The 24,386-nt window shown below is 59.4% G+C and carries 15 protein-coding genes; 5 read left to right on the forward strand and 10 right to left on the reverse strand.

Translation table 11 applies throughout. From position 1 onward, the window contains the following. Positions 1-180: 180 nt before the first annotated feature. Positions 181-1,503 carry a metabolite/H+ symporter gene (locus SCU88_RS23680; RefSeq protein ID WP_175340065.1) on the forward strand — a complete coding sequence of 441 codons (1,323 nt, stop codon included), beginning with the start codon at positions 181-183 and terminating at the stop codon, positions 1,501-1,503. 128 nt (positions 1,504-1,631) lie between these two features. Here SCU88_RS23680 and SCU88_RS23685 read toward each other — a convergent pair whose 3' ends face one another. After that, entirely contained in the window at positions 1,632-3,665 is a 2,034-nt protein-coding gene (locus tag SCU88_RS23685; RefSeq protein ID WP_175340066.1) for an AsmA family protein, read from the reverse strand. A gap of 188 nt (positions 3,666-3,853) precedes the next feature. Between SCU88_RS23685 and SCU88_RS23690 the strand changes: the two genes are divergently transcribed. Next, complete coding sequence (locus SCU88_RS23690; RefSeq protein ID WP_138094783.1) at positions 3,854-4,786, forward strand: sugar kinase; 933 nt, start codon at positions 3,854-3,856, stop codon at positions 4,784-4,786. Between the two features lie 39 nt (positions 4,787-4,825). On the opposite strand, the gene SCU88_RS23695 is transcribed toward SCU88_RS23690, so the two are convergent. The 9 genes from SCU88_RS23695 to bcsR all read right to left on the reverse strand — a co-directional run bounded on the left by SCU88_RS23695 (position 4,826) and on the right by bcsR (position 20,571). Continuing rightward, a complete protein-coding gene (locus tag SCU88_RS23695) occupies positions 4,826-6,310 on the reverse strand; it encodes an insulinase family protein (protein ID WP_175340067.1) in 1,485 nt (494 codons plus the stop codon). Positions 6,311-6,513: 203 nt separating this feature from the next. Beyond that, complete coding sequence (locus SCU88_RS23700; RefSeq protein WP_175340068.1) at positions 6,514-7,800, reverse strand: C4-dicarboxylate transporter DctA; 1,287 nt, start codon at positions 7,798-7,800, stop codon at positions 6,514-6,516. 156 nt (positions 7,801-7,956) lie between these two features. Continuing rightward, positions 7,957-9,963, reverse strand: a complete 2,007-nt coding sequence (hmsP, locus tag SCU88_RS23705) for a biofilm formation regulator HmsP (RefSeq protein WP_175340069.1) — start codon at positions 9,961-9,963, stop codon at positions 7,957-7,959. Between the two features lie 97 nt (positions 9,964-10,060). After that, entirely contained in the window at positions 10,061-13,513 is a 3,453-nt protein-coding gene (gene bcsC / locus SCU88_RS23710; protein WP_175340070.1) for a cellulose synthase complex outer membrane protein BcsC, read from the reverse strand. Then, on the reverse strand, positions 13,495-14,610 hold the full coding sequence (gene bcsZ / locus SCU88_RS23715; protein WP_175340071.1) for a cellulose synthase complex periplasmic endoglucanase BcsZ: 1,116 nt from the start codon (positions 14,608-14,610) through the stop codon (positions 13,495-13,497). Before bcsZ ends, bcsC begins: the two co-directional genes overlap by 19 nt. Next, positions 14,603-17,005, reverse strand: a complete 2,403-nt coding sequence (gene bcsB, locus SCU88_RS23720) for a cellulose biosynthesis cyclic di-GMP-binding regulatory protein BcsB (protein WP_175340072.1) — start codon at positions 17,003-17,005, stop codon at positions 14,603-14,605. The genes bcsZ and bcsB overlap by 8 nt, the downstream gene beginning before the upstream one ends. Positions 17,006-17,015: 10 nt before the next feature. Then, positions 17,016-19,634, reverse strand: a complete 2,619-nt coding sequence (gene bcsA / locus SCU88_RS23725; RefSeq protein WP_175340073.1) for a UDP-forming cellulose synthase catalytic subunit — start codon at positions 19,632-19,634, stop codon at positions 17,016-17,018. Further along, positions 19,631-20,365, reverse strand: coding sequence for a cellulose biosynthesis protein BcsQ (gene bcsQ, locus SCU88_RS23730; protein WP_175340074.1), 735 nt, complete (start codon positions 20,363-20,365; stop codon positions 19,631-19,633). Before bcsQ ends, bcsA begins: the two co-directional genes overlap by 4 nt. A 14-nt stretch (positions 20,366-20,379) precedes the next feature. Next, positions 20,380-20,571 carry a cellulose biosynthesis protein BcsR gene (bcsR, locus tag SCU88_RS23735; protein ID WP_175340075.1) on the reverse strand — a complete coding sequence of 64 codons (192 nt, stop codon included), beginning with the start codon at positions 20,569-20,571 and terminating at the stop codon, positions 20,380-20,382. A gap of 170 nt (positions 20,572-20,741) precedes the next feature. Between bcsR and bcsE the strand changes: the two genes are divergently transcribed. Genes bcsE through bcsG form a run of 3 tightly spaced genes read left to right on the forward strand, consistent with a single transcriptional unit; the run spans position 20,742 to position 24,136 of the window. Further along, entirely contained in the window at positions 20,742-22,298 is a 1,557-nt protein-coding gene (bcsE, locus tag SCU88_RS23740; protein ID WP_175340076.1) for a cellulose biosynthesis protein BcsE, read from the forward strand. Beyond that, entirely contained in the window at positions 22,282-22,479 is a 198-nt protein-coding gene (gene bcsF, locus SCU88_RS23745) for a cellulose biosynthesis protein BcsF (RefSeq protein ID WP_175340077.1), read from the forward strand. The genes bcsE and bcsF overlap by 17 nt, the downstream gene beginning before the upstream one ends. After that, positions 22,472-24,136, forward strand: a complete 1,665-nt coding sequence (bcsG, locus tag SCU88_RS23750) for a cellulose biosynthesis protein BcsG (RefSeq protein WP_175340078.1) — start codon at positions 22,472-22,474, stop codon at positions 24,134-24,136. Before bcsF ends, bcsG begins: the two co-directional genes overlap by 8 nt. The last annotated feature ends 250 nt before the right edge of the window (positions 24,137-24,386 follow it).

Consider the following 24,386-nt stretch of genomic DNA (forward strand, 5'->3'; position numbering starts at 1 on the left):
CCAGTTTTATCCACTGCATATTTCACCAGACTCAGAACAACCAGCAACCAGCTTACTCAGGGCACAAATTATCCACTTTTCGCCGCTTTTTTACCCGTGAGCGGCTTTGGCGCCGCGTTGAAATGTCACTTTTGCTATGCCTAATATGGCCTTTCGTCAGTCTAAAAATCATAAAAACTTATGCAAGCATCAATCGCCACAGCTATCGATACCGAACAACAAACGCCCGTTAACTCACGCGGTAAAGTGGTGGTCGCGTCACTTATCGGGACCGCCATCGAATTCTTCGATTTTTACATCTACGCCACCGCGGCGGTCATCGTCTTCCCCCATATTTTCTTTCCCCAGGGGGATGCCACCGCTGCCACGCTACAGTCGCTGGCGACGTTCGCCATCGCCTTCATCGCCCGGCCGGTCGGCTCGGCGCTGTTTGGCCACTTCGGTGACCGGGTGGGGCGTAAAGTCACGCTGGTCGCCTCACTGCTGACCATGGGCATTTCCACCGTGGTGATTGGCCTGCTGCCAGGCTATGAAACCATCGGGATTATGGCGCCGGTGCTGCTGGCGCTGGCTCGCTTCGGCCAGGGGCTGGGGCTGGGCGGCGAATGGGGCGGCGCAGCATTGCTTGCAACCGAAAACGCCCCGGCACACAAACGCGCGCTGTACGGTTCTTTCCCGCAGCTTGGTGCGCCTATAGGCTTCTTCTTTGCCAACGGCACCTTCCTGCTACTCTCCTGGCTGCTGAGCGACGAACAGTTCATGAGCTGGGGCTGGCGTATTCCGTTTATCTTCTCGGCGGTGCTGGTGCTGATTGGCCTGTATGTGCGGGTTTCGCTTCATGAAACGCCGGTGTTTGCTAAAGTCGCCAAAGAGGGTAAACAGGTTAAGATACCGCTCGGCACTCTGCTCAGCCGCCACCTGAAGGCCACCGTGCTCGGCACCTTTATCATGCTGGCGACCTATACGCTGTTCTATATCACTACGGTCTATTCCATGTCGTTCAGTACCGCACCCGCGCCCAACGGGCTGGGTTTCCCGCGTAATGACGTACTGTGGATGCTGATGATGGCAGTGATCGGCTTCGGCGTGATGGTGCCCATTGCCGGACTGCTGGCAGACCGCTATGGCCGCCGCCGCTGCATGATTGTGATTACCAGCCTGATTCTGCTGTTCGCGCTGTTCCTGTTCCAGCCGCTGCTGGGCTCCGGTAATCAGGGTGAAGTGATGCTGTTCCTGCTGATGGGGCTGAGCCTGATGGGCCTGACTTTCGGCCCGATGGGCGCGCTACTGCCAGAGCTGTTCCCGACCGAAGTCCGCTATACCGGGGCCTCCTTCTCATATAATGTGGCCTCGATTCTGGGCGCCTCTGTGGCCCCGTGGATCGCCGCCTGGCTGCAAACCAGCTACGGGCTGTTCTGGGTGGGAGTCTATCTGGCCGTGATGGCGGCCATAACCCTGGTGGCGCTGCTGTGCGCCCGGGAAACCCGCCACGACACGCTGTGATCACCCCTTCCCATCCCATCCCCTCACCCTAACCCTCTCCCCAAAGGGGAGAGGGTTAGGGCTGGCGCGGTTTTCCCCCTATATAAAAGGGGGAGAGGGAACTGGCTGGCACACCCTTTCAGGAACAGCTATTTCCCCAACTGCGACAGAATAGTACGACACTGGTTATCCGCACCGCCTTGCGATGGTGAAACCAGCGCCAGCAGCGCCGCAGCGGGCGTCACCAGAGTTGCCAGCGCCGCCGCTACCGCACCACGTACGATCAGCGGTCCCGGTTTGACTCCCGCATCCGGTGACTTAAAGGTACCACGCACGTAGAGCGGCGATCGCAGTGTGATAATACGAATTCCCTTACTTTCCGGCGTGATGGTCAGATCGAGGCGCTCGCTGGCCAGATTCGCGTTACCGGTGATATTGACCAGCGCATTCTCGGTATCGAAGGCGAAGATATCGGGCCTGACCAGTCCATTAGTCAGTTGCAAACCCGCAGCGGCACAGTTCACCCGCACTTCGTCATCGCCAAAGATTTGCCCTACCACGTAGTTCCCCACGTTCAGCCCCAGAATCTCCATCAGGTTACGGCTGATCAAGCCATCGTTCATCAGCAGCTTAAGATTACCGTTACTACTGCCCAATAGCGCCGCCACCGAGTTACCGCTGCCGCGCAATGTGGCATCGCCATTCAGCTCGCCCAGGGTTTTCTGCATCTCCTGAATGTTCGGCATTAACTGCTTGAGCTGCAAACGCCGCGCCTTGATTCTGGCCTCTCCCTGCATCGGCTGCCGGTTGCCCTGCAGGCGAATGTCAGCATCGATATTGCCCCCCGCCATACCAAAGCGCAGCGGCGTCAGACGCAGATCGCCATCGCGCAGATTCAACTGCACGTTAAGGTCGCGCAGCGGCAGGGTACTGCCGTGCTCAATACGCTGACCTCTGAAGCGCACATCGGCATCCATTACCCGCCATTTATCGGTTTCGAAGCGATTCACCGGCAGCACTTTATCTGACGGCTGCACGGTCTGCCCGGGCTCCGATTTCGCACCGCCGGACTCCACGCCAATCAGTGGCCCCAGATCTGCCAGCCGCAGCTGGCGCGAAACCAGATCCCCTTCAAGCTTCGGTCGCGGCTGGCTCTGGCGGTAAGTCAGGGAGCCGTGAATATCGCTGGCGCCAATGCGCCCGTTAAAGTCCCGGTAGTCAAAGCGGTTGCCCTCTTTGCCCCCCAGACGCGCGACCAGGTGCCCGTCGGTTTCATAGGGCGGCGAATCGGGCAGCAGAACGCCGGTCAGGGCATAGAGATCCCCCAGCGAATCGCCGGAAAGGCGCAGCCGCAGAGAGGCCCCGCCAAAATCCATGGGGTTGCTGATGGTGCCGCTGACCGCCAGTCGGCTCTGACCGGCGCGCACATCGGCCTGTAGCGGGAATGGCGTCCCTTCGCTACGCAGCGCCAGCATGCCACCAATCTTGCCGCTACCGGTGATATCCTGCTCTTTATAGCGTCCGTTAATCCGTAACCCGAAAACATAATCCCCCACCTTCACAGCGCCGGACTTGCCGCTGCCGGTCACTTCGCTAAACGCCAGCGGCTTACCCAGCGGATCGACCATCACGGTCATCTGCGCTTTAGTCACCTGGTCGTCGATGACAATGCGTCCACGGTCAAACAGGATATTGTCGAGCCGGAACGACCAGCCAGAGGGGGGCTTTTTATCTTTCGCGCTATCATCCTCCAGATCAAAGCGCCAGTTATAGCGCTGCTCTGACAGGCGAATCAGCCGCACATCGGGCTGTACCAGACGCAGCCACGGCAGCCAGACGGTTTTCGTCAGCAAAGCTGGCGGGGAAAGGGTCGCTTCCACCTTTGGCAGTAGCACCATAGTCTTATCGGGAATGTTCGGTGGATTCCCCAGCATCACATCCTGAGCCGTCACCTGAGGCCATGGCACCCAGCGCCGCCAGCCCGGCTCTTCCGGATGACGAACCCAGGCCACGCTAAGATCGCCGCGTATCGCAAACGGGCGTCGCAACTCGCTGGACACTTTATCGTTAATCACCGGCTTCAGGCGGTTCCAGTCAAAGGTCGCGATAAAGGTCACCAGGCCCACGCCCAGTACCACAATCGCCACCACCAAGCCCAGCCCTGTTTTTCCCAACCTTGTCATATTCCGTTCCTGTGTTCCCTGACATGATTTAAAGATAGTTGAGGCGCCGGGACACGGCCATCCAGCGAATTACCCGCGAAAACCCGTTCTGGCGCAAGTTTTATCAAAACGGCGTTTTAAAATGATTGACTGTGCTGGTATGGCAGACCAAACTAGCGCCAGTCGTCTTACATGCAGGTTTCATTATTATGTCTACACAGAAGATTGCCGTTATCGGCGAATGCATGATCGAGCTGTCGGAAAAGGGCGCTCTGGTTAGTCGCGGCTTTGGTGGCGACACCCTTAATACCGCAGTCTATATCGCCCGTCAGGTGGATGCCAACGCGCTCAGCGTCCATTACGTTACCGCGCTGGGTCAGGACAGTTTCAGTCAGCAGATGCTCGACGCCTGGCAGCAGGAAAACGTCAAAATCGATCTGGTACAGCGCATGTCCGACCGCCTGCCGGGGCTCTACTACATCGAGACCGATGACAGCGGCGAACGCACCTTCTGGTACTGGCGTAATGAGGCGGCCGCTCGTTACTGGCTGGAAAGCGACCAGGCACCGGCTATTATCGAACAGCTCGCCGACTTCGATTACCTCTATCTTAGCGGTATCAGCCTTGCCATCCTCAGCCCTCGCAGTCGTGAAATGCTGCTGGAACTGCTGCGCCGCTGCCGCGACCGTGGCGGTAAGGTGATTTTCGATAACAACTATCGCCCGCGCCTGTGGTCCGGCAGGGAAGAGACGCAGCAAGTCTATCAGCAGATGCTTGCCTGTACCGATATCGCGTTTCTGACCCTGGATGATGAAGACGCCCTGTGGGGTGAACGCCCGGTGGAAGAGGTTATCGCCCGTACTCAGGCGGCTGGCGTGCAGGAAGTCGTGATTAAGCGCGGCGCCGAAAGCTGCCTGGTGGCGGTTGCCGGTGAAGCATTACAGGAAATTCCGGCGGTGAAACTGCCGAAAGAGAAAGTGGTGGATACCACCGCGGCCGGGGACTCCTTCGGCGGTGGCTATCTTGCGGTACGTCTGAGTGGCGGCAATGCCGCAGATGCAGCGGCCCGCGGGCACCTGACGGCCAGCACCGTGATTCAGTATCGCGGCGCCATTATTCCAAAGCAGGCGATGCCGCAGTAAAACGGTTACGCGCCGGGGCCTGGCTCCGGCGCACCGACATTACTGCCGTTCCGGAATATCCGAAACCTCGCCCAGCGGATGTGCGCCTGGAGTCAGGCCTGTCGCACCTTCCGTCGGACTCATCCCTTTATCCCAGGTCGCCTGAAGCTGCTTCATATTAAACTCCGGCTCCCCTTCCGGCTGCTGCAACACCAGCGCCATCTCCTGAGAGAGAATCTGGCGCAAATCCATATTGACCATTTCCGGCGTCAGCTGGTCCAGAAACGTCTGGCGCAGCTTCTGATACTGTTCCGGCGCGAGATCCACCACCTGATTCTGTAGCGAACGCAGGCGCTGATTGGCCAGTACTTCGGTATTGGTACGGGCGTAAGTCGCGAACAGTTTTTCCAGTTCCAGCTTTTTCTGGGCCATCAGCGTTTCGAACTCGGCCGCCGGGAGTCCCCCATCGCGAACATTGGCCAGATCGCGGGCAATCCGCCCCAGATTATCGTCGAGTCGGGCATTGGGGGTGTCGATATGGATACCGCACTGGCCACGCAAGAACAGCACCCGGCAGTCGAAACCCAGTTCAACGTCACGAACGTTATTCTTGTTAAGATTCTGCTGAACGTGCCAGAACAGCGCCTCGCGGGCCAGTTCACTGCGCCAGTAGCGCATCAACCCTTCCGAAGAGCGAATCGGCTGCCAGGGGGTATCCCACATCATCGACAGCCGGTCTTGCTGAATCTTGGGGCTCATGATGCTCACCGCATCACGCTTAAGCGGCGATAGCGTCGGTACCGGGGCCGGGGTTTCGCGCTTGCCTTTCAGAGAGCCGAACAGTTTGTTGACCTGTTCCGACACGCTGCGGCTGTCTACGTTACCCACCACAATCAGCGTCATGGCGTCCGGGGTGTACCACTGCTGGTACCAGGCTTTCAAATGCTCAGCATCCACCGGCTGCCCAACCTGCGCTGCCGGATCGTGCCCCAGCAGCGTTGAGCCTTTCAGACGATAGCGCCACCAGCCATCGCGCGTATCTTCAGGCCAGGTCGCTATGCCATCCTGCACCTGTAGCGCTTTATCGATAGATTCCGGCGTAATGGTTAGCTCACCCGCCGTTTCCGCCAGCCAGCTCAGCGCCTCTTTCAGCGAGTCGCCACGACCGCTGGTGCTGGGCAGACTCAGGTTAAACTGCGTGAGATTATAAGAGACGATCGCGGGCGGCTGGGGGTGGCCGGTCATCCCCTGTTGCCAGGTACTTTTCTCGGGCGATGTCTGCTGACTCAGCGCCAGGCGCGGCAGGAGATGGCTGTAACCGCTCTGCTGCGTACTTTCGGTAAGAGAGCCGGTGTTGACCAGCAGTCGAACTTCTATCCGATCGCCTGGCCGTTGAGGGGTGGCGAGCACCTGCCACTGAAAACCGTTATCCAACTTTCCCTGCTGCCAGGCCGGGTCCGGCTGGAGCATGGCGGCCTGTCCCTGACCGCTAATCGCCGCCAGTAGCGTTCCCCCGGCGATAAGACCCACTTTTGTGCCCTGCATGTCTACCCCTGAATGAGATTCCTGAAAAAAGATGAAAAGGCGGCGCGTCGCGCACAGACGCCCGCCATAGCGGTAACGTTTTTTTCTTGGACCGCAAATAACGGTAAACGTCACTCAACAATGTGAAAATACATGGACTATATCAGATAATTATGCGCAGGAGCCCGCGGCAAGGGCAAGGAGCCGCGGGCAATTGACAGGAGTCAGGAGGAGGCTTCCGTGTTCGCGGCAGCGATTTTAGGATTATCCAGGGTCTGTTTGAGCTGTTTTTCATCCAGCTCTTTTACCCATTTCGCTACCACAACGGTGGCTACGCCGTTACCGACCAGATTGGTCAGCGCACGCGCTTCTGACATAAAGCGATCGATACCCAGGATCAGCGCCAGACCGGCCACCGGCAGGTGTCCTACCGCCGAAATCGTCGCCGCCAGTACGATAAAGCCGCTACCGGTCACCCCGGCGGCCCCTTTCGACGATAGCAGCAGTACCACCAGTAGCGTAATCTGATGAAAGATATCCATATGGCTGTTAGTGGCCTGAGCGATAAACACCGCCGCCATGGTCAGGTAAATGGAGGTGCCGTCCAGGTTAAAGGAATACCCGGTTGGAATCACCAGCCCCACCACCGATTTACGGCAGCCCAGCTTCTCCATCTTGTCGAGCATACGCGGCAGCGCCGACTCGGAAGAGGAAGTCCCCAGCACAATCAGCAGCTCTTCTTTGATGTAACGGATAAATTTAAAGATGCTGAATCCGGTGACGCGGGCAATCGAACCCAGTACCAGTACCACAAACAGAATACAGGTGATGTAGAAGCAGACGATCAACTGCCCCAATTGCAGCAGCGTTCCCACCCCATATTTACCGATGGTGAACGCCATGGCGCCGAAGGCACCGATGGGCGCCAGGCGCATAATCATATTGATGATGCCGAAGATAACCTTCGAGAAGCTTTCGATAACGTTAAAAATCAGCTGTCCTTTCTCGCCCAGGCGATGCAGGGCAAAGCCAAACAGTACGGCAAACAGCAGTACCTGAAGGATATTGCCACTGGCGAAGGCACCAATCACGCTGCCCGGAATCACATCCAGCAGGAAGGCGACCACGCCCTGTTGTTCCGCCTGCTGGGCGTAAACCGCCACCGCTTTGGCATCCAGTGTAGCCGGGTCGACGTTCATGCCAGCGCCTGGCTGCACCACGTTCACGATAATCAGACCGATAATTAGCGCCACGGTACTGACGACTTCAAAGTAGAGCAGCGCCACGGCACCAGTGCGGCCAACGGCCTTCATACTTTCCATTCCGGCAATACCGGTGACGACGGTACAGAAGATGACCGGGGCGATAACCATTTTTATCAGTTTTACGAACCCGTCGCCGAGCGGCTTCATCTGCGCGCCCAGCTCCGGCCAGTAGTGGCCCAGCAGAATACCGATGGCGATCGCCGTCAGTACCTGAAAATAAAGGCTTTTAAACAGAGAGGTTTTCATCAGGGGGTGTCCTTGCAGCGGTAAAAAGCAGAAACCCGCGTTGGGTCTGCGTCGCTAAAATAACACCAGAGAAACACCTCAGATACATCCATGTATCTTATTTGGAACAAAATGATTAGGTTTTTGAGCTGAAACGCTACAGTCTATGACTTTTGGTTAAGGGCTTTTCGGCAATTGCCGGGCGGGCTCGCAGTAAAGCGCCATAAAACGGTGCGGCGGCAGGGCCTTATCAAACAGGAAGCCCTGCCCGATATCGGCGCCGGCCTGACGCAGCCAGTCGCGCTGGGCCGGGGTTTCCACCCCTTCCGCCACCACCTTCATATTCAAATGCTTCGCCAGCGACAGGATCACCGCCACCATGCTGTCGTCTTCCGGCAGCGCGTCGATAAAGGATTTGTCGATCTTAAGAATATCCACCGGCAACCCCTTAATCTGCTGGAGCTGATGCAGGCTGGCGTACCCCATACCGAAATCATCGATGGCAATGCGCACCCCCAGGGAGCGTAGCGGGCGCAGAATGTCATGCACTTTTTGCGGATTATCGATGCGCTGGCTTTCGGTCACTTCCAGAATCAGCGAGCCCGGATGAATGCGCCAGCGCGTCAGCAGCGCCATAAAGCGATGGCGCAGGTCATCATTAAGCAACTGAAGCGCCGAGACATTCACGCTTAGCGTCAGGATCACGCCCTGGCTCTGCCACTCCGCCAGCAGGCGGCAGGACTCTTCAAGGATCCAGTCGCCAACCCGCGCCATCATCCCACAGCGCTCGATACGCTCAATCAGCCCTTCCGGCAGCGCAAAATCGCCATCCGGCTGGCGCTGACGCAACAGCGCTTCGGCGCTGACCACCTCTCCGCTGGCCAGATCCACCTGGGGCTGAAGCCACAGCGCAAACTCGCCGTTTTCCAGGCTTTGCAATATATCATGCTGTTCGGTCATCCGCTGTTGGGCCACGGCCAACTGCTGAGGATCGAAGAACTGAATCTGATTTTTACCCAGACGCCGGGCAGAATAGACGGCCGAGACCATCCGCTGATAGTGCTGCTCGCCGTTCACGCCAGGCGCCCATATGGCAATCCCGATGCTGGCGGCCGGATACAGCGGTATCTTTTGCACCGGCAGCTTCTCATTCAGCGCCGTAAGCAGACGCTTAGCCAGGGAAGCCGCCTGCCAGGATTCACTGATGCCGTTAGCCAGAATGGCGAAATCAAAGTGGCTAATCTGGGCCAGCACCATAGAAGGCCCCAGTTCGGCCTGAATTCGGGCAACCATCGAAAGCAGCAGAATCTCGCGCTGCTGCTCGTTCAGGGCTTCGGCGGCTTCCTGCAATGTTTCACAGGAGATCATCAACAGCGGCGCTATCGACTGCTCTTCCTGACCGCGCAGTAGCGCCAGTAACAGCGCTTTATTGGGCAGGCCGGTAACGGGGATATGGGTGGCAAGCTGGCTCATCTCTTCCTGGGCCCGACGCACCTGCTGCTGGTTGCGGTTATAACTGCGCACCAGCATGCCTATCTCATCGTCGTTGTGCAGCCGCGACAGCGTCAACTGATGTTCCGCCGCTTCGCCTGGCGACAGCCCATCCAGCTCACGGGCAATATCACGCAAGGGGTGGACAATCAGGCGGTTAATGCACCAGGTAATCGCCACCGTCAGTACCAGCGCCAGCAGCAGCCAGGTGGTAATCAATGTGGAGAGGGTGCTGATAATAAACTTGTACATGCGCCAGGAGTCAGCCTGAAGCACCAGATAGGCCAGCGGTTGCGGGTTCGCGGGCCGCTCCAGCGAATAGAGCGGCAGGCTTATCTGTACTGGCAACTCGAACAGTCGCGAAATCAGCATCGGCACGGGCCGTTCCGGCGCGAAGCTCACCCGCAGCGCCTGAAACTGGTTAGGCAACACCACATCCGCGCGGCTGATAACGCCAACCGGCTGAATACCTTTAAGAATCTCTTCGGCCTGCGGAATATCCGCCCTCAGAATGGCGGAGGAGAGCGGATTACGCACCGAGTGAGCGATACTCTCCATCTGCGCCGCGGTGGTATAACGGCTCTGCTGCACGAAGTGGAAAAGCTGAATCACGGCAAAAACAAAAATAAAGGCCACGGCGACTACGGCCACCATTGCCATCTGTTTTATCGTTAACGAACGCCTGACTCGCAAACCCACTCTCCGCACTCAACTTTCCACGCCTGATGCGGGCAGAGTATACTGCATCGCATGGCGTTTTAACCGCTTTCCTTCCGGTAATCCCCATAATTTACCAGTCCGCATAGGGTACCAGCGGTTGCGGCGGCATATCCATATCCCCCTGCCACCCGGCCTGCGAATAACGCACAAAGATCAGAGCGTGGCTCGGCGTGTAGTCTTTGGCCTCCTGAATATCAATCCCTGCCCCGATGGACCAGTGCGACGTCAGGCGCCGCTCCACCAGCGCCCGGGCGGTATAACCCACGCCGGTGGATGACGACCCTTCTTCCATGGCATCAACCCGGGCAGGTAACAGCCCCTGAAGAGGATAGCGCCGCTCGTTGTCGGTCTTCGCATAGGACCAGGAGACGGAGCCCCCCAGCTCCCACGACCAGTTTTCGGTACGCTGGCGCCAGATGATCGGCACCGAAAACGAAAGATAGCGCTGCGGGCTGTAGTAGCCCCCCTGCCCCAGGGTATAGCTGCTCAGATCTTTATCGTAGTGCCAGAGCATATTGGTCAGGCCTACAGTCACCCGACGATTATTTTCATTGAGCAGCTTATAGTAGTAGCCGGTCATCCAGCGTACCCGCCAGTTATCCGCCACGTTCTTCCCGGTCAACTGGTCGGCGCTCAGGCTTGACCAGACGCCGTGATCGCCGCCCTTGTCATAGCTCATACTGATACCGCCACCGTCGGCGCGCACGCCGCCCCACACCTTATGGGTATTGGGATCGCGCTGGCCTGCGAACGAAAGCAGCGAGCTGGAGATCGGCCGCCGGTGGGCATTCAGGGTATAGCCAAACGGCCCCAGATCGCTGCTGTAGCTCAGTCCACCCACCACATCCACCACGTTAAAACCCATCGGCGTGGTGCCGATATCCGCCGCCCAGGTCTCATTCTGCCAGCCTACCGCTACGCTTGCGCCGCTGGCCCGCTGCTGGTGGTTGCTGCTACAGGTGAAGTCGTAGCAGGTGCCCCATTTTTCGTCATAGCTACCGCCGCTGAAACTGCCGGCATCCATATTCACCACATCGGTACGCAGCAGCAGGCGCCCGTCGCTGAGCGGCGCATCCACCTGCAGCATCGTGGTATGGGCCCGCAGATCCGAGTAGCCCGGCGTACCGCTGGAGCCCCAGTAGTCGTGATCGAGCGTGACGTTCACGTCCTGCTGGCGATAGAGATCCGCCGCGTCGCTGCGTATACCACGCTTCAGCCAGTCGTCGCTGGCGTCGTTGCGCGTCAGACGGGTAAAGGTATCGTTATCTTCAGGCCGCTTATCGGTAATATCAGATGCCACCATCGCATCGCGATAGCGTTCCAGCGCCTGCTGCGGTTCGCCGCTGGCGGCTTCGAAACGCGCCGCGTCGCGCAGCGCCAGCGCGCTCTCCATCGAAGGCGGCTGCCTTTTCGCCGCCGGGACGATGCGCTGGTAGATCGCACGGGCGCGATCGGGTTTTCCGGCCTCGATCCAGGCGTTCGCCAGCCGTCGTTCGCTGTTTACCGACGGCGCCTCCTGCGCAGGCGCACGCTCAAGCTGCGTTAGCCACTGACGGGCCTGCGCTTTATCGTTCTGAGCCAGCGCCGCCTCCGCCAGCCCCAGTAGCGCATCTTCATTGCCTGGCTCCCGGGCCAGCACCTGCCGGTAGCGGCTGGTGGCTTCCGGGTAGTCTCCCCGCGCCACGGCCCAGTCCGCCAGGGTCAGGTCGATACGGTCGGCGGCGGGCTGGCGTTTCAGCAGCGCGATAGCTTCTGGCTCGCGACCCGACTCTCGCAGTTCCTGTGCCTCGGCGAATATCCGGTCCAGGGTCAGCCGCTGCGCCAGCTCCTGAATATTGTCGCTCCACTGACTGCGAGGCAGCGTATCAAGGTGGCGTAGCGCCGCCTCATCCCGCCCGGAAGAGGAAAGATAAAGGCCATAGGCATAAACCTGGTCGGCATCCGTCGGCTGGCGCCGGGCCAGATCGCGAAACAGGGCGTCGGCCTGGGCGTGTTGACCGGCGGCATAGCGCGCCTTCGCCAGCCGGTAGAGGGTCCAGACGCTGTCGGGATACAGCTGTAGCCGCCGCTGATGCAGTTCGGCAGCCTGATTCCAGCGCCCCTGCGATTCCAACGCGCTTGCCTGGGCTTCCAGCCGATCGTCTTCCAGACCGCGTTCGATATCGTCAATGCTGCGGCGCTGGCTGGCGCTCAGGGTGTCAATAAAGGCCGTCGCCCGCTCTGGAGACTGACGGCGATAGACATTGGCCAGCCCGCGTACCGCGTTGCTGTTGCCGCGATCCATTCTCAGCGCCTGGCGGTAGAAACGTTCAGCTTCGGCGTCATCGTTACGCGCCACCGCCACGTCTCCCAAACCGAGCACTGCATAGCTGTCGCTACCGTCCACGGCCCGCGCCTGGCGGAATTTACGCTCTGCCAGCGCGGTATCCTGAGCCTTGAGTGCCATATCCCCTTCATCGATCAACAACCAGTAGCGATTGGTGTTAAGCAGCGATTTCCATTTTCCGCTGCTGTCGTTATCGGGATCGAGACGCAGCGCCCGGTTAAGCTGGCGTACCGCGGCGGCGCGTTTTCCGGCCTGGGACCAGGCCTCGCCCAGCGCCGCCACCGTTTCGGCATCGTTCTGATTTTCACGCAGCGCCGTTTTCAGCGGCGCAACCGCCCGGGCGCCGTCGCCTGCAGCCACCTGCGCCAGCCCGGTCGCTTTGGCCCGAAAACCGGGGTCGGCCAGTTGCTTGCGCTGTTCCGCCAGTTTGGCTTTCGCATCATCCACCGTCTCGCCATCGGTAAACAGCGTCAGGAAGCGCTCCAGCGCCGCCACGCTGGCGGCGCTGACCGGCAGCCCCTGAATGCGCTGATACCAGAGATCCGCCGCCTGGCCGCGCCCGGTTCCCGAGCGCGCCATCTGTTCCAGCACGCTGAACCCTTCCTGGGGACGATTACTGTCGAATAGCAGTCCGGCCAGGCTGGCGCGCAGCGTATCGTTGCCGGGCATTCGGGCATTCAGCGCTTTAAGCTGTTCAATCGCCTGGACGCGTCGTTGCGGCTTTTTCGCCACCAGCAGCCAGTACTCCACCGCCAGGTCGCCATCAGGAGGCGTTCCCTCAAACAGCGCCTGATACGCGGCGATGGCTTCATCGGTATGGCCGGTGGTGCCCAGCAGCCGCGCCTGTTGCAGCGCCTGGCTTCCGGCCGGGGTGGCGAGTTTCATCTCCAGTTGCGAACGTCGGTATGCCGTGGAATCCGCCGCCGTGGTTTTGAGTTTGTTCATCAGCGCCAGGGCGCCAGCGCTGTCGCCCTGGCGCAGCAGATAACGCACCCGGGCGGCAATGACTTCCGGGTCATCCGGGGCGATAAGTTCCAGCCGGTAGAGCGACTGACGCACCAGATCGTCACGATGGGTCGCTTCGCCCAGCCGTACCTGTTCCAGCAGGTGCAGCCGGGCGGGGTTCGCCGCCTGGACAGGTACGGTCAGCGCCAGTCCCAGCGCGACGGCAATCAACGTTAACGAGGATCCGCGCATACCCGCTCCCAGTCCGGCACCAGCTCACCCTGGGCATTAAAACGAAAGCGCTGCTGATCCCAGCCCTGGCCAAACAGCGTCAGCACAAAGCTGTAGTAGGACTCATGGTCGGGGAAGTTTTTCGTCAGCCGCTGACGCTGAGCATAGAGCGCCGGGCTCTCCTGAAGCATGGGCAGCATGGCGGCGGAAAAACCGCCGGGACCATCGTTGGTCAACTTACCGGTCATGGTATCGATTTTTTCAGGCGGCGCGCCGCGCCGTTCCGTGGCGGCCACCATCGGCTGGAAATGATTTAGCAGCCGCGCTTTATCGGGGGAGCGATCGCTGAGCATCCCCACCCACAGGTAGACGCGAATCGCATTGTAGCTGCCCGTGAGCGTGGGCTTATCCTGCATCTGCCAGCCGCTTCCCTTGTTCCAGCTCACCCAGTCGGGGGAAAATCCTTTGGGCGCGGTTTCCAGCAGCAGTCGCATCATAGGTTTGCGCATCGCTTTCCAGGGGCCGGGATAACGGGCGAAACGGGCGATAACCTGGGGCGGCAGATAGCTGGGGTTCAGGCGCCAGCGGTTATCATGAGCGAAGCCCTGTGCCCCTGGCAGCAGCATTTCGCCAAGGCCTGGGATCTTCACTACCTCTTTACGGGCAATCAGGTCGAGCAGCGCCCGCCCCTGGGTGGTGTAATCCTCGTTCTTCCAGAGTCTGCCAGCTTCCAGCAGCGCCCAGGCAATCCACACATCGGAATCCGAAGCGGTATTGCTGTCCAGCACCCGCCACTGATTGTCTTCATGCCTGCCCCAAAGCCAGGCGGGCAGGGTCGTGGTTAAATCGCCTGCGCCAAGATTATTGCGGGTCCAGGTCAACAACTGGTCGAAACTCTGGCGATCGTTCGCTACCAGCGCGAAGAACAACCCATAGCTCTGCCCTTCGGAGGTGGTAATTTTGCGCGAATCGCTGGTGTCGATAACCCGCCCTTCATCACTGATATAGTGCTGCTTAAATTGCTGCCAGGCAGGCCAGTCGCAGGCGGCGCTGGCGGTCATCGCCGCCAGCAGCAGGCCCAGAGCTAATGCAGAACGCCATCCCATGATGTTATTCATCCTCCGGATCCAGACGGCGGCGGCTCAGCATTCGCAACACCCGCCACAGTACCCAGGCCAGCAGCACCACACTGATGGCGGCGCAGATAGCCAGCCATACCGGGTGGTTCGCCAGGGCATACCAGATGCGCTCAAACCACGGCAGGTGGCCGACATAGTAAATATCCCCGACCCGCAGGCTGTTGACGCCAGATTCACGAATCACCGACACCGAACCATACATGGCGGCACGCTTGCCGCTGTCGTTCAGGGCGCCGTTCAGCAGCTCATAACCGCGCGGGCTGTCCGCCAGCAGAGCAACAACGCTGCGCTGGCTGTGGAACGGCGACTGGAAGCCGACAATGGCCGCCATCGGTCCCCGGGAACTGATGGTGGTTCGAACATCGGGTTCCCGGTCCGCCGGACTTGCCATAATCGACGGCAGCGGCGTCTGGCGATACGGCATTTTCACCCAGCTCAGCGCCGCTTCCACCAGCAGATCCAGGCGCTTATCATCCTTCAATTTTTCGGGCAGGGAGCCGATTACCATCAGGTCGGCGTCGCGCTTTTTAATTTCGTCGGCGCTGTCCGTCAGCGCCACCTTCACGGCAGGCAACCCGGTCTGGGCGCCGATAATGCCCAGGGTATCCAGCAGGGTGCTGACCTGGGCAGGCGTCGGCTGCTTAGACACCACTACCAGGGTATCCGACAGATCCGCCATCCGGCTGTAGGGGAAGCCCGCATTGGCGAAGGCGCGCAGGTCCGGCATGGCGATAAAGTGATGATAGTTGGAGAAGTCGATGGTCGATTCATCTTCAATCACCACGTGGTTTTGCACCGGCTGGAAGGTAATACAGTTTTCAACAGAGCCGCCGGGCATTGGGTTCATGTACTGGAAGTCGAAGCGTAGCTGGTTAGCGGCCCCCAGGCGCAGCGCCGGAATCGAGACATCGTTCTTACCGTCCAGTAGCCCCTGCACCACCGGCAGGCGCATCAGCAGATTGCCTTCCCGGCTCTTCGGCGACAGGCTGAAAGATTGCAGGAACTGATTGTTCAGGTTGATATCCATCCGCGAACTGTCCTTCACCGGCGGCGCGGTATAGCGATATTTCAGATCCATATCGATGCCGTTGCTACGCAGCAGATAGAGATCCGGTGGCAGATTAAGGGTCAGAGCCACGGATCCGGGCTCAATGCCGCTCGACTGAAGTTGTTGCTCGTAGGTTTTCAGTTCGCCAAAGGTGACGGGCCGGTCGGTACGCACCCAGTGCGGTGCGTCATAAGGCTTACGCGGCAGTAACGGATCCACTTCATCCACGGTAACGGCATCGCCGCGGAACAGGATATCGCCCCGGGCGATCCCCTGAGCCGCCTGAAGCAGATCGCTGTCGTCACGACCAAAGACAACCAGCAGCTTCACGTAAGGATTATCCGGGTGGTTGATCATCTCGATGGTGGGCGCTTTCACCGGCGGGTGCTCACGCAGGAAATCCGGGCGCCTGTCGTTGGTGGCGAAGACGATGGCGTTACTTTCCGGCAACTGGTTATAGAGCACCGGGAAGCGCTGGCCGCGCCACACCGAACGGGTACCGAACCAGGAGGCGATAATCCCGGCTGCGCGCTGCTGCTCCACGTCAGGTGCTGCGGAAAAAACCATCGGCAACGTCAGCGGTCGGTCATCTCTGGAGTCGAAAAACGGCACCGGGAAGTGGGAGAGATCGTTACGCAGTTGCAGTTTCTGATACAGCAGGCTCAGGGAGCTGCCGCGCCCGATATCCATCCATAGCGTGCTGTTGGCCGGGTTTTCGCACACGTCGCGATAGTGACCGACGAACTCCAGCCGCACCCGGTTAAAGTCGCTGACGTAGAGCGGGTCGATGGGCAGCCGGGCCAGCGTTTTCTTACCTAACTGCTCTTTGGTGACCGGCAGTACCCCCATCAACTCATCGTTCAGGTACACCTTAAGCTGCGACTGAACCGGAATCAGCGCCGGAGACGGGGTGTACTCCAGGTTTAATAGCGCGCGGGAGACCACTTCGCCGCTGCGCATGCCGAATTCCACCGAACCGTTGGGATGCACGCCGCGCAGCACCATGCTGCCGGGCGGCGGTGCAATCTGGGCGAAGTTCAGCGTCACTTCGCGGGCCGGTGCATTTTCGGCAACGACCGGCGCTCCGGCGCCAGGTACGCCCGGCATCACCTGCCCTGTCCCCTCTTCCGGCGCCTGCGGCACGACCGCCTCCAGGTCATTACTGGTCGGCCCCTGAGTCACCACGCCTTCGGTTGCCGGAGCCACCGTCGGCACCATCGGCGCCGGAACCGCGCCGGGGTCCGCCGGGGCCGCCATGCCAGGCCGATACGGCAGCGCGCTCAGCCCCAAAACCACTGCACAGATCCAGAAGAGATTTCTTTTCATCGCATTATCATCATTGTTGAGTCATGGCCGAATCCGGTTGCCGATCGCCGACGCCGCGCGCTGGTCTGCGGGGGATCAGGGAAACCACCCAGTCCACTACCAGCGTGATGCTCCGGAACACATACTTCAGCGACGCCGGGGCGAACTCCGCCAGATGGCGGTAGCCGCGCAGTCCCAGCTTCAGAATATCCAGCAGGCTTTCCAGCGGTTTATCTTCCGGGAAACTGTCCTGCCATAGCGCCCAGGTATCGGCGCGGGCAAAGGTGCACTGAATAAAATCGATATGCTGTCGGGTGGTCATCTCCGCCAGTTGCAGGCCAACGCTTTCTCCGGCAGCGCGAACTACCTGCGCCGGGAAGAAGAACTGCTGCTGACCACGGCGCAGCAGCAGTTGAATGCGCTCGCCGTGGCGCAGCGACAGCGAGCCATGCAGACGAATACCGACACCGTAGTCGGAGTAGTCGCGTACCGTGCAGGGGTAGAGATGGCCGTCTTCCCGGGCCAGCGCCGCAGGCATGGCGATCTCGACCCGGTGAGCCCGGCGCACCTGCTTGCTTTCTACCGAAACCGCCACCGCGCCCCCCAGAATAATCAGGTTGTAGGTCACCCAGGCAATGCTCACCAGCACGGTCAGCATTTCGTGTTCCGGCCCTTCGAAAAAGCGCCAGACGCCGAACAGCAGCCCCAGCACGTTAAGCAGAACCAGCATCAGGTAGGGTCGGGTAATCACCCAATCGACATATTCATGGGGCACCAGCCCCCCTTTCGCCGTGACGTTAAACTTCCCTTTGCGCGGGTTTATCAGCGCGACGATGGTGGGCGGCGTGATGTACCAGGCCAGCACCGTTTCGTAAATTTCACTCCAGAAAGAGTAGCGATAGCGCCCCTGAATTTTCGAGTTGGTCAGGCTGGCGTGAATCATATGGGGCAGGACGAACAGCGCTATCATTAGCGCCGGGGCGTAAATGATATAGGCATGCAGCAGCAGAAAGGCCAGCGGCGCGATCAGGAAGATCAGGCGCGGCAGGCCGGAAAGAAAGTGCAGCATGGCGTTGGCGTAACACAAGCGCTGAGCCAGCTTCAACCCCTTGCCCAATAGCGGGTTGTCCAGCCGGAAGATCTGAATCATGCCGCGAGCCCAGCGGATGCGTTGACCAATGTGCGCCGACAGGCTTTCGGTCGCCAGACCGGCGGCCTGGGGGATGCGCATATAGGCCGAGGTGTAGCCGCGCCGGTGCAGGCGCAGCGAGGTGTGGGCATCCTCAGTGACGGTTTCTACGGCGATACCGCCAATTTCATCCAGCGGCTGTCGGCGGATAACCGCACAGGAGCCGCAGAAGAAGGTGGCATCCCACATATCGTTGCCGTCCTGCACCAGGCCGTAGAACAGCGCGCCTTCGTTCGGCGTTTTGCGAAAACGCCCCAGGTTGCGCTCAAAGGGGTCTGGCGAAAAGAAGTGGTGCGGCGTCTGAATCAGCCCCAGTTTCTGATCCTTAAAGAACCACCCCATGGTCAGTTGCAGGAACGAGCGGGTCGGCACATGGTCGCAGTCGAAAATCGCCACAAAGTCGCCCCGGGCCTGCTTGAGGGCGTTATTAATATTCCCCGCCTTGGCGTGCTCGTGGGTGGTGCGGGCGATGTAATTCGCCCCGACTTCATCGGCGAAGCGTCGGAACGCTTCACGCCCACCGTCATCGAGGATCCAGATATTGAGCTTATCCTTCGGCCAGTCCATGCCCAGCGAGGCATAGACCGTACCTTTCACCACGCTAAGCTCTTCGTTATAGGTGGGAATCATCACATCCACCACCGGCCACTGCGCCGTTGAGGCGGGCAGCGGTACTGGCTGGCGATGCAGCGGCCAGATAATCTGGAAGAACCCCAGCACCAGTACCAGCCAGGCGTAGGTTTCAGCAAACAGTAGAATCAGGCCGCAGACCAGGCTGACCGGATCGTTCCAGTTCAGGGTAGAGGTATAACGCCACCAGATATAACGGCAGGAGATGGTCAGCGACAGCACCACCATCACCAGCGCGGGGAAACGCCCGGGAATGCGCCGTACCACCAGCGCAATACCCCACAGCAGCATCAGAAAAATAAACTGCGCCAGCGGGCTGAAGGGCTGGGTGACGCACAGTACCGCCATAATCAGCGCCACCACAACGACCACCCCCAGCAGAATACGCCTTGCCAGCACGCTGAACTGACTCAGATCCTGAACGTTGCGCCGAAAGCCCTGGCTGCGCTCTACCCGCTGCGGCAGCGCCTTCATCCACTGATAGTAATTTTCCCGCCATGCCTGAATACGCGCCAGCCGCGAGGTTACCGGCGCTGCCAGCCCGCGACCTGGCAGCATCAGCAACAGCCAGAGGGATTGAATAAGATAGCGCAGTGGATCGAGCGGTCGCGGGCGCTGAGGATCGATTTGCGGATACAGGCGCTGGCGCTGGGCCCTGATGCGCTGCCAGCTTTCGCTTTCCAGCCGCAGCAAGGTCCAGCCCAGCGCCACCATCAGGCAGCACAGTCCGGCGCTGAACGGCGTAGCGCCGTTACGCCGCCAGCCCATATAGCGCGTTCGCAGGCGCTGGCTAACGCCGGGCGCCAGCAGGCAACGCAGAAGCAGGCTCATGGCTGCGGCTCCGCCAGATTGAGCAGGCACCAGCCCGCCAGGGTCATCAGCTCTTCCGCCACCAGCGAAGCCGGGCTGTACTCGCCCACCGGCTGTTTAGCCGCCATCGATTCCGCCATGGCTTCATCACTGTGCAGAATCACCGGAACCAGACTGCGCTGACTCTGGAGCCAGAGCTGATAAATATCATCCTGAAGATGGCTGGCGACCCGTAATCCGTTGACCAGCAGGTAAGCGTCCTGAGCCAGCGGTTGCTGATGCAGGCGGGCATGACAATTGGCGTCTGGCGTCGCCACCACAATGCGGCTATCCACCGCCGCCAGGGTTTCCAGAGCAAAAGCGCTGAAACCGGCGGGAATATCCACCAGTATCCAGCGGTAGCGGCCGCTCTGTTTCAGGGTTTTCAGGGCATCCAGAAAATGCGCAACACCTTCCGGGCGCGCCAGCAGTTCGCTGTTCTGCATGGCGTTTAACTGCCCGTATGGAAGAACGTCGAGACGCGGCGTATAGCGCCAGGCGGCACTCTGCCAGGCCAGCCCCTCATGCAGGGCATACGCCCAGCCCGCGCTTTGCGCAAACCCGATATTGAACAAAAGACGCAGCAGGTTATCCGGAGCGGCGCCCACCACCAGTACCGACTCGCCCTGCTGTTGCAGCGACCAGCCCAACCCCGCGGCGATCGACGTCGTTCCCACGCCGCCGCGTAGCCCCTGTAACCCTATCACTGCCATCTGGCCTGCTCCCTTTAGTGATCCTGCGCCAGCTCGGCCAGCAGTGGCCAGCGCTGGAGCGCGATATTCAGCCTTTCCTGCCGGGAGATGTCGGTATAATCAATATCCGGCAAAGCAAATGCCCGAAACAGCGTCTGAATATCACTCTGGGTGGCAATTCCAGGCAAATTCCGGAAATCATCAGATGTATCATTTTGCTTATTCATACCCTGCACCGGTATAATCCATTGGTGTTGTTATGCACCAGGTAGATTCGCAACAAAAAAACTCCTCATGCTGCGACAAAGTTTTTGTTTTACAATGCTAAGACCGCTGATGTTTATTTTCAATGTTAGGTTTATTTCCGCACTTTGGCGAGTAAGCGAAGAGAGAGAACATGGGCCCCATTTTTTCTGTTGGAATACACGCACTGTGGAATGAGCTGCGGCATATGCCCACAGGCGGCGTCTGGTGGGTAAACACCGAACGCTACGAAGACGCGGCGCGCCTGGCCAACAGCACCATCTCCGCCCAGAAAAACGACGCAAAAGTCGCGCTCGTCACAATGGGTACGGCACCGAAAAAGATTCTTACTTCGCTTTCCGAAGAAGGGCCGGATGAGATCTTACTCTATAAAGCGCAAAATACGAAAAATAGTCTATACTCGCTATTGCCAGATATGTCATGCAATATAAAACCCAAGCATTATCTGATTATTTTCTTGCTCCAGGACAATTTTTTTAGAAATATAAGCTCAGAAACCCTTCACAAAATTGCCAACCAGATAAATCTCCAGTGCCAGAAATATCAGTGCACATTGCTGGTGATAAACCCGGGAAACCGTAGCGACGATCAATATTCTGCACTGATCAATGCCCACCGTAGCCTGAACGGTCTGGCCAGCCTGCGCCCACAGAATGATGCCTGGTGTTTCGATGTCGCGTTCTGGTGCAACGAAAAAGGGGTCAGCGCCCGACAGCAGTTAACCATTCGCTGGCAGCAGAGCCGCTGGGAATTATGCCAGTCGGTACAGAGCGCGCCTCAGCCCCGCAGCGATGAGCGCACCATCCTTAGCCACCAGGCCGTCCTGGAAGGCGCGCCGCCACTGTCAGAACACTGGCGATTGTTCGACAGCAACCAGGCTTTGTTCGAAGCGGCGCGCGGCGCCCAGGCCGCGACCATTATCTTTTCGCTCACCAATAACCGCGACGTGGAAACCATCGCCCACGACCTGCATGCGCTACGGCGCCAGCGTGGGAGCGCCCTGAAGCTTGTCGTTCGCGAAAGCCAGGCCAGCCTGCGCGCCGTAGATGAACGTCTGCTTATGGGCAGCGGCGCCAGTCTGGTCATTCCGGGAAGTACGCCGCTTTCCCGTAGCCTGACGCTTATCGAGAGCGTCCAGGGCCAGCAGTACAGCCGCCCGGTACCGGAAAGCCTCGCCGAGCTGGTGGGCGCGCTGCGCCCGCTACAGCTACGCGGCTGGCAGCCCTGGGGCGAATTCTGCACCGCCATTGAAGCATTGCTCCATAACCCGCTGATTCCTGAAGATAATCGCGGCGTGCTGGTCGCGCTGCGGCCAGTGCCGGGACTCGCGACCCGGCAGGCGCTCTCCCTCTGCCGTCTTAAGCGTCAGGGCGATATTATGGCCGCTAACGACCAACGCATTGTGCTGTTCCTGAGCTACTGCCAGGTCAACAGTCTGGACATCGCCCTGAAGAATATTTTTTCGCTGCCGCCGGAAGAGGTGGTTTCCAACCGCGTAGTGTGGTTCGAAGACCGGCAAATCGCCGCAGAGCTGGTCCAGATGCGCACTCAGGCGCCGCGTCACGACATTATGCCTGCCGCCATCGCTCACCCCATTGCCCGGGCTGAAGAGATGCAGAGCGCACGACAGCACCAGCCGCAGCCCGTTACCCTTATGGCCCCGGAGTCCGCTTATGATGACCATCAGTGACATTCTTCAGTTGATTGCGCTGTGCGCCGTCATCTTTCTGCCGCTGGGCTTTTATGCCCGGCGCTGGCTGACGCCTCTGGCTGCATGGATGCGCATCACCTTTTTTAAACCCCGTTTCGTCAAACCCGCCGGTACGCTGCGTCGGCAACAGGCTGTCAGGGCAAACTCAGAACATGACTGAACACAAACCAACGTCTCCGTTATCGATGCCGCTCTGGCAGTACTGGCGCGGGCTTTCTGGCTGGAATTTCTACTTTCTGGCGAAATTCGCGCTGCTGTGGACCGGCTACCTGAATTTCCACGCCCTGGAAAATCTGGTTTTTGCCGCTTATCTACTATTTCCCCTGCCCAACCTGCGACTGCATCGCCTGCGCCACTGGGTGGGGCTGCCCATTGGCTTCACCCTGTTCTGGCACGACACCTGGCTACCGGGTCTGGACAGCATTATTAGCCAGGGTTCCCAGGTGGCGGGCTTCAGCTGGGATTATATTCTGGATCTCACCGCCCGCTTTATTAACTGGCAGATGGTAGGCGCGGCCTTTGTGCTGCTGGTGGCCTGGCTGTTTATCTCTCAGTGGGTGCGGATAACGGTACTGGTAGTGGCGGCTCTGATCTGGCTTAACGTTCTGACCGTTTCCGGCCCGGTTATTGCGCTGACCCCCGGCGGCAATACGGCGCCAGCGGCGGTGACCACCGCCATCACATCAGGCGATACCAATACGCCTCAGGTGGGGGATATCCCGGCCCAGACCGCTCCGGCCAGTTCCCAGAATCTGACCGCATGGCTGAACAGCTTTTACGCCAGCGAGGCCAAACGCCAGACCCAATTCCCGGCATCGTTGCCCATGGATGCCCAACCGTTCGAACTGCTGGTGATCAATATTTGCTCTCTGGCCTGGTCTGATATGGAAGCGACCGGCCTGACGTCGCACCCATTGTGGTCGCACTTCGATATTCTGTTTAAAGAGTTTAACTCTGCCACCTCTTACAGCGGCCCGGCAGCCATTCGTCTGCTGCGCGCCAGCTGTGGGCAGTCTTCCCATAAGAATCTCTATTCGCCCGCCGGTAACCAGTGCTATCTGTTCGATAACCTGGCGGCGCTCGGCTTTAGCCAGCATCTGATGCTGGATCACGATGGCGTCTTCGGCGACTTCCTGAAGGAGATTCGCCAGTACGGTGGCGTTCAGTCACCGCTGATGAATCAGAATGGCCTGCCGACGAATCTGCTGTCGTTTGATAATTCGCCCATCTACGACGATACGGCGGTGCTACAGCGCTGGCTTTCTGAGGAAGGGCGCGATCCCAACACCCGTTCCGCCACCTTCTTTAACCTGCTGCCGTTGCACGACGGCAACCATTTTCCGGGCATCAGTAAAACTGCGGACTATAAGGTGCGGGCCCAGAAGCTGTTCGACCAGTTGGACAACTTCCTGACCGAACTGGAAAAGTCAGGCCGTAAGGTGATGGTGGTGGTGGCGCCGGAACACGGCGGTGCGCTGAAGGGCGATAAAATGCAGGTTTCCGGGCTGCGCGACATTCCCAGCCCGTCGATCACCCATGTTCCGGTGGGGGTGAAGTTTATCGGCATGAAGGCGCCCCATCAGGGCAGCCCGATTGAGATTAGCCAGCCCAGCAGCTATCTGGCGATTTCCGAACTGGTCGCCCGCTCTGTGGATGGCAAAAATTTTGTGGCCGATCAGGTGGACTGGAATGCGCTGACCAGCAATCTGCCGCAGACGGCGCCGGTCTCTGAAAACGCCAATGCCGTGGTGATTCAGTATCAGGGTAAGCCCTGGGTACGGCTTGGCGGCGGCGACTGGGTGCCGTATCCGCAGTAATGGAAAAGGGTTATCGAAGGTTAGCGTGGGGCTGGAACAGTCCATTTTTTAGATAAATATGCAGCGCCGGAGAAAGCTGCGTTCACCTTAAGGTGATTTTGCTTATGTAAACAGCGGAGCCAGCAGGGTTTTATTCCGGCTTAAAAAACGCCGGAGCGTTCACGCAGGGCCGGAGGAGCGACAAGGATGTCGCGACAGGGCGGGGCCGCCAGGAATGGCGGCTCTCGCCCGGTCCGAAAAGCCCGGAGTG

It is taken from the genome of Jejuibacter sp. L23 (genome assembly GCF_050815825.1).
Classification (GTDB): Bacteria; Pseudomonadota; Gammaproteobacteria; order Enterobacterales; family Enterobacteriaceae; genus Jejubacter; species Jejubacter calystegiae.

Excerpts from the sequence above, each read along its gene's own strand:
- SCU88_RS23680 (WP_175340065.1), top strand. The coding sequence starts at position 181 with ATGCAAGCATCAATCGCCACAGCTATCGATACCGAACAACAAACGCCC.
- SCU88_RS23685 (WP_175340066.1), bottom strand. The coding sequence starts at position 3,665 with ATGACAAGGTTGGGAAAAACAGGGCTGGGCTTGGTGGTGGCGATTGTG.
- SCU88_RS23690 (WP_138094783.1), top strand. The coding sequence starts at position 3,854 with ATGTCTACACAGAAGATTGCCGTTATCGGCGAATGCATGATCGAGCTG.
- SCU88_RS23695 (WP_175340067.1), bottom strand. The coding sequence starts at position 6,310 with ATGCAGGGCACAAAAGTGGGTCTTATCGCCGGGGGAACGCTACTGGCG.
- SCU88_RS23700 (WP_175340068.1), bottom strand. The coding sequence starts at position 7,800 with ATGAAAACCTCTCTGTTTAAAAGCCTTTATTTTCAGGTACTGACGGCG.
- bcsC (WP_175340070.1), bottom strand. The coding sequence starts at position 13,513 with ATGCGCGGATCCTCGTTAACGTTGATTGCCGTCGCGCTGGGACTGGCG.
- bcsZ (WP_175340071.1), bottom strand. The coding sequence starts at position 14,610 with ATGAATAACATCATGGGATGGCGTTCTGCATTAGCTCTGGGCCTGCTG.
- bcsB (WP_175340072.1), bottom strand. The coding sequence starts at position 17,005 with ATGAAAAGAAATCTCTTCTGGATCTGTGCAGTGGTTTTGGGGCTGAGC.
- bcsA (WP_175340073.1), bottom strand. The coding sequence starts at position 19,634 with ATGAGCCTGCTTCTGCGTTGCCTGCTGGCGCCCGGCGTTAGCCAGCGC.
- bcsQ (WP_175340074.1), bottom strand. The coding sequence starts at position 20,365 with ATGGCAGTGATAGGGTTACAGGGGCTACGCGGCGGCGTGGGAACGACG.
- bcsR (WP_175340075.1), bottom strand. The coding sequence starts at position 20,571 with ATGAATAAGCAAAATGATACATCTGATGATTTCCGGAATTTGCCTGGA.
- bcsE (WP_175340076.1), top strand. The coding sequence starts at position 20,742 with ATGGGCCCCATTTTTTCTGTTGGAATACACGCACTGTGGAATGAGCTG.
- bcsF (WP_175340077.1), top strand. The coding sequence starts at position 22,282 with ATGATGACCATCAGTGACATTCTTCAGTTGATTGCGCTGTGCGCCGTC.
- bcsG (WP_175340078.1), top strand. The coding sequence starts at position 22,472 with ATGACTGAACACAAACCAACGTCTCCGTTATCGATGCCGCTCTGGCAG.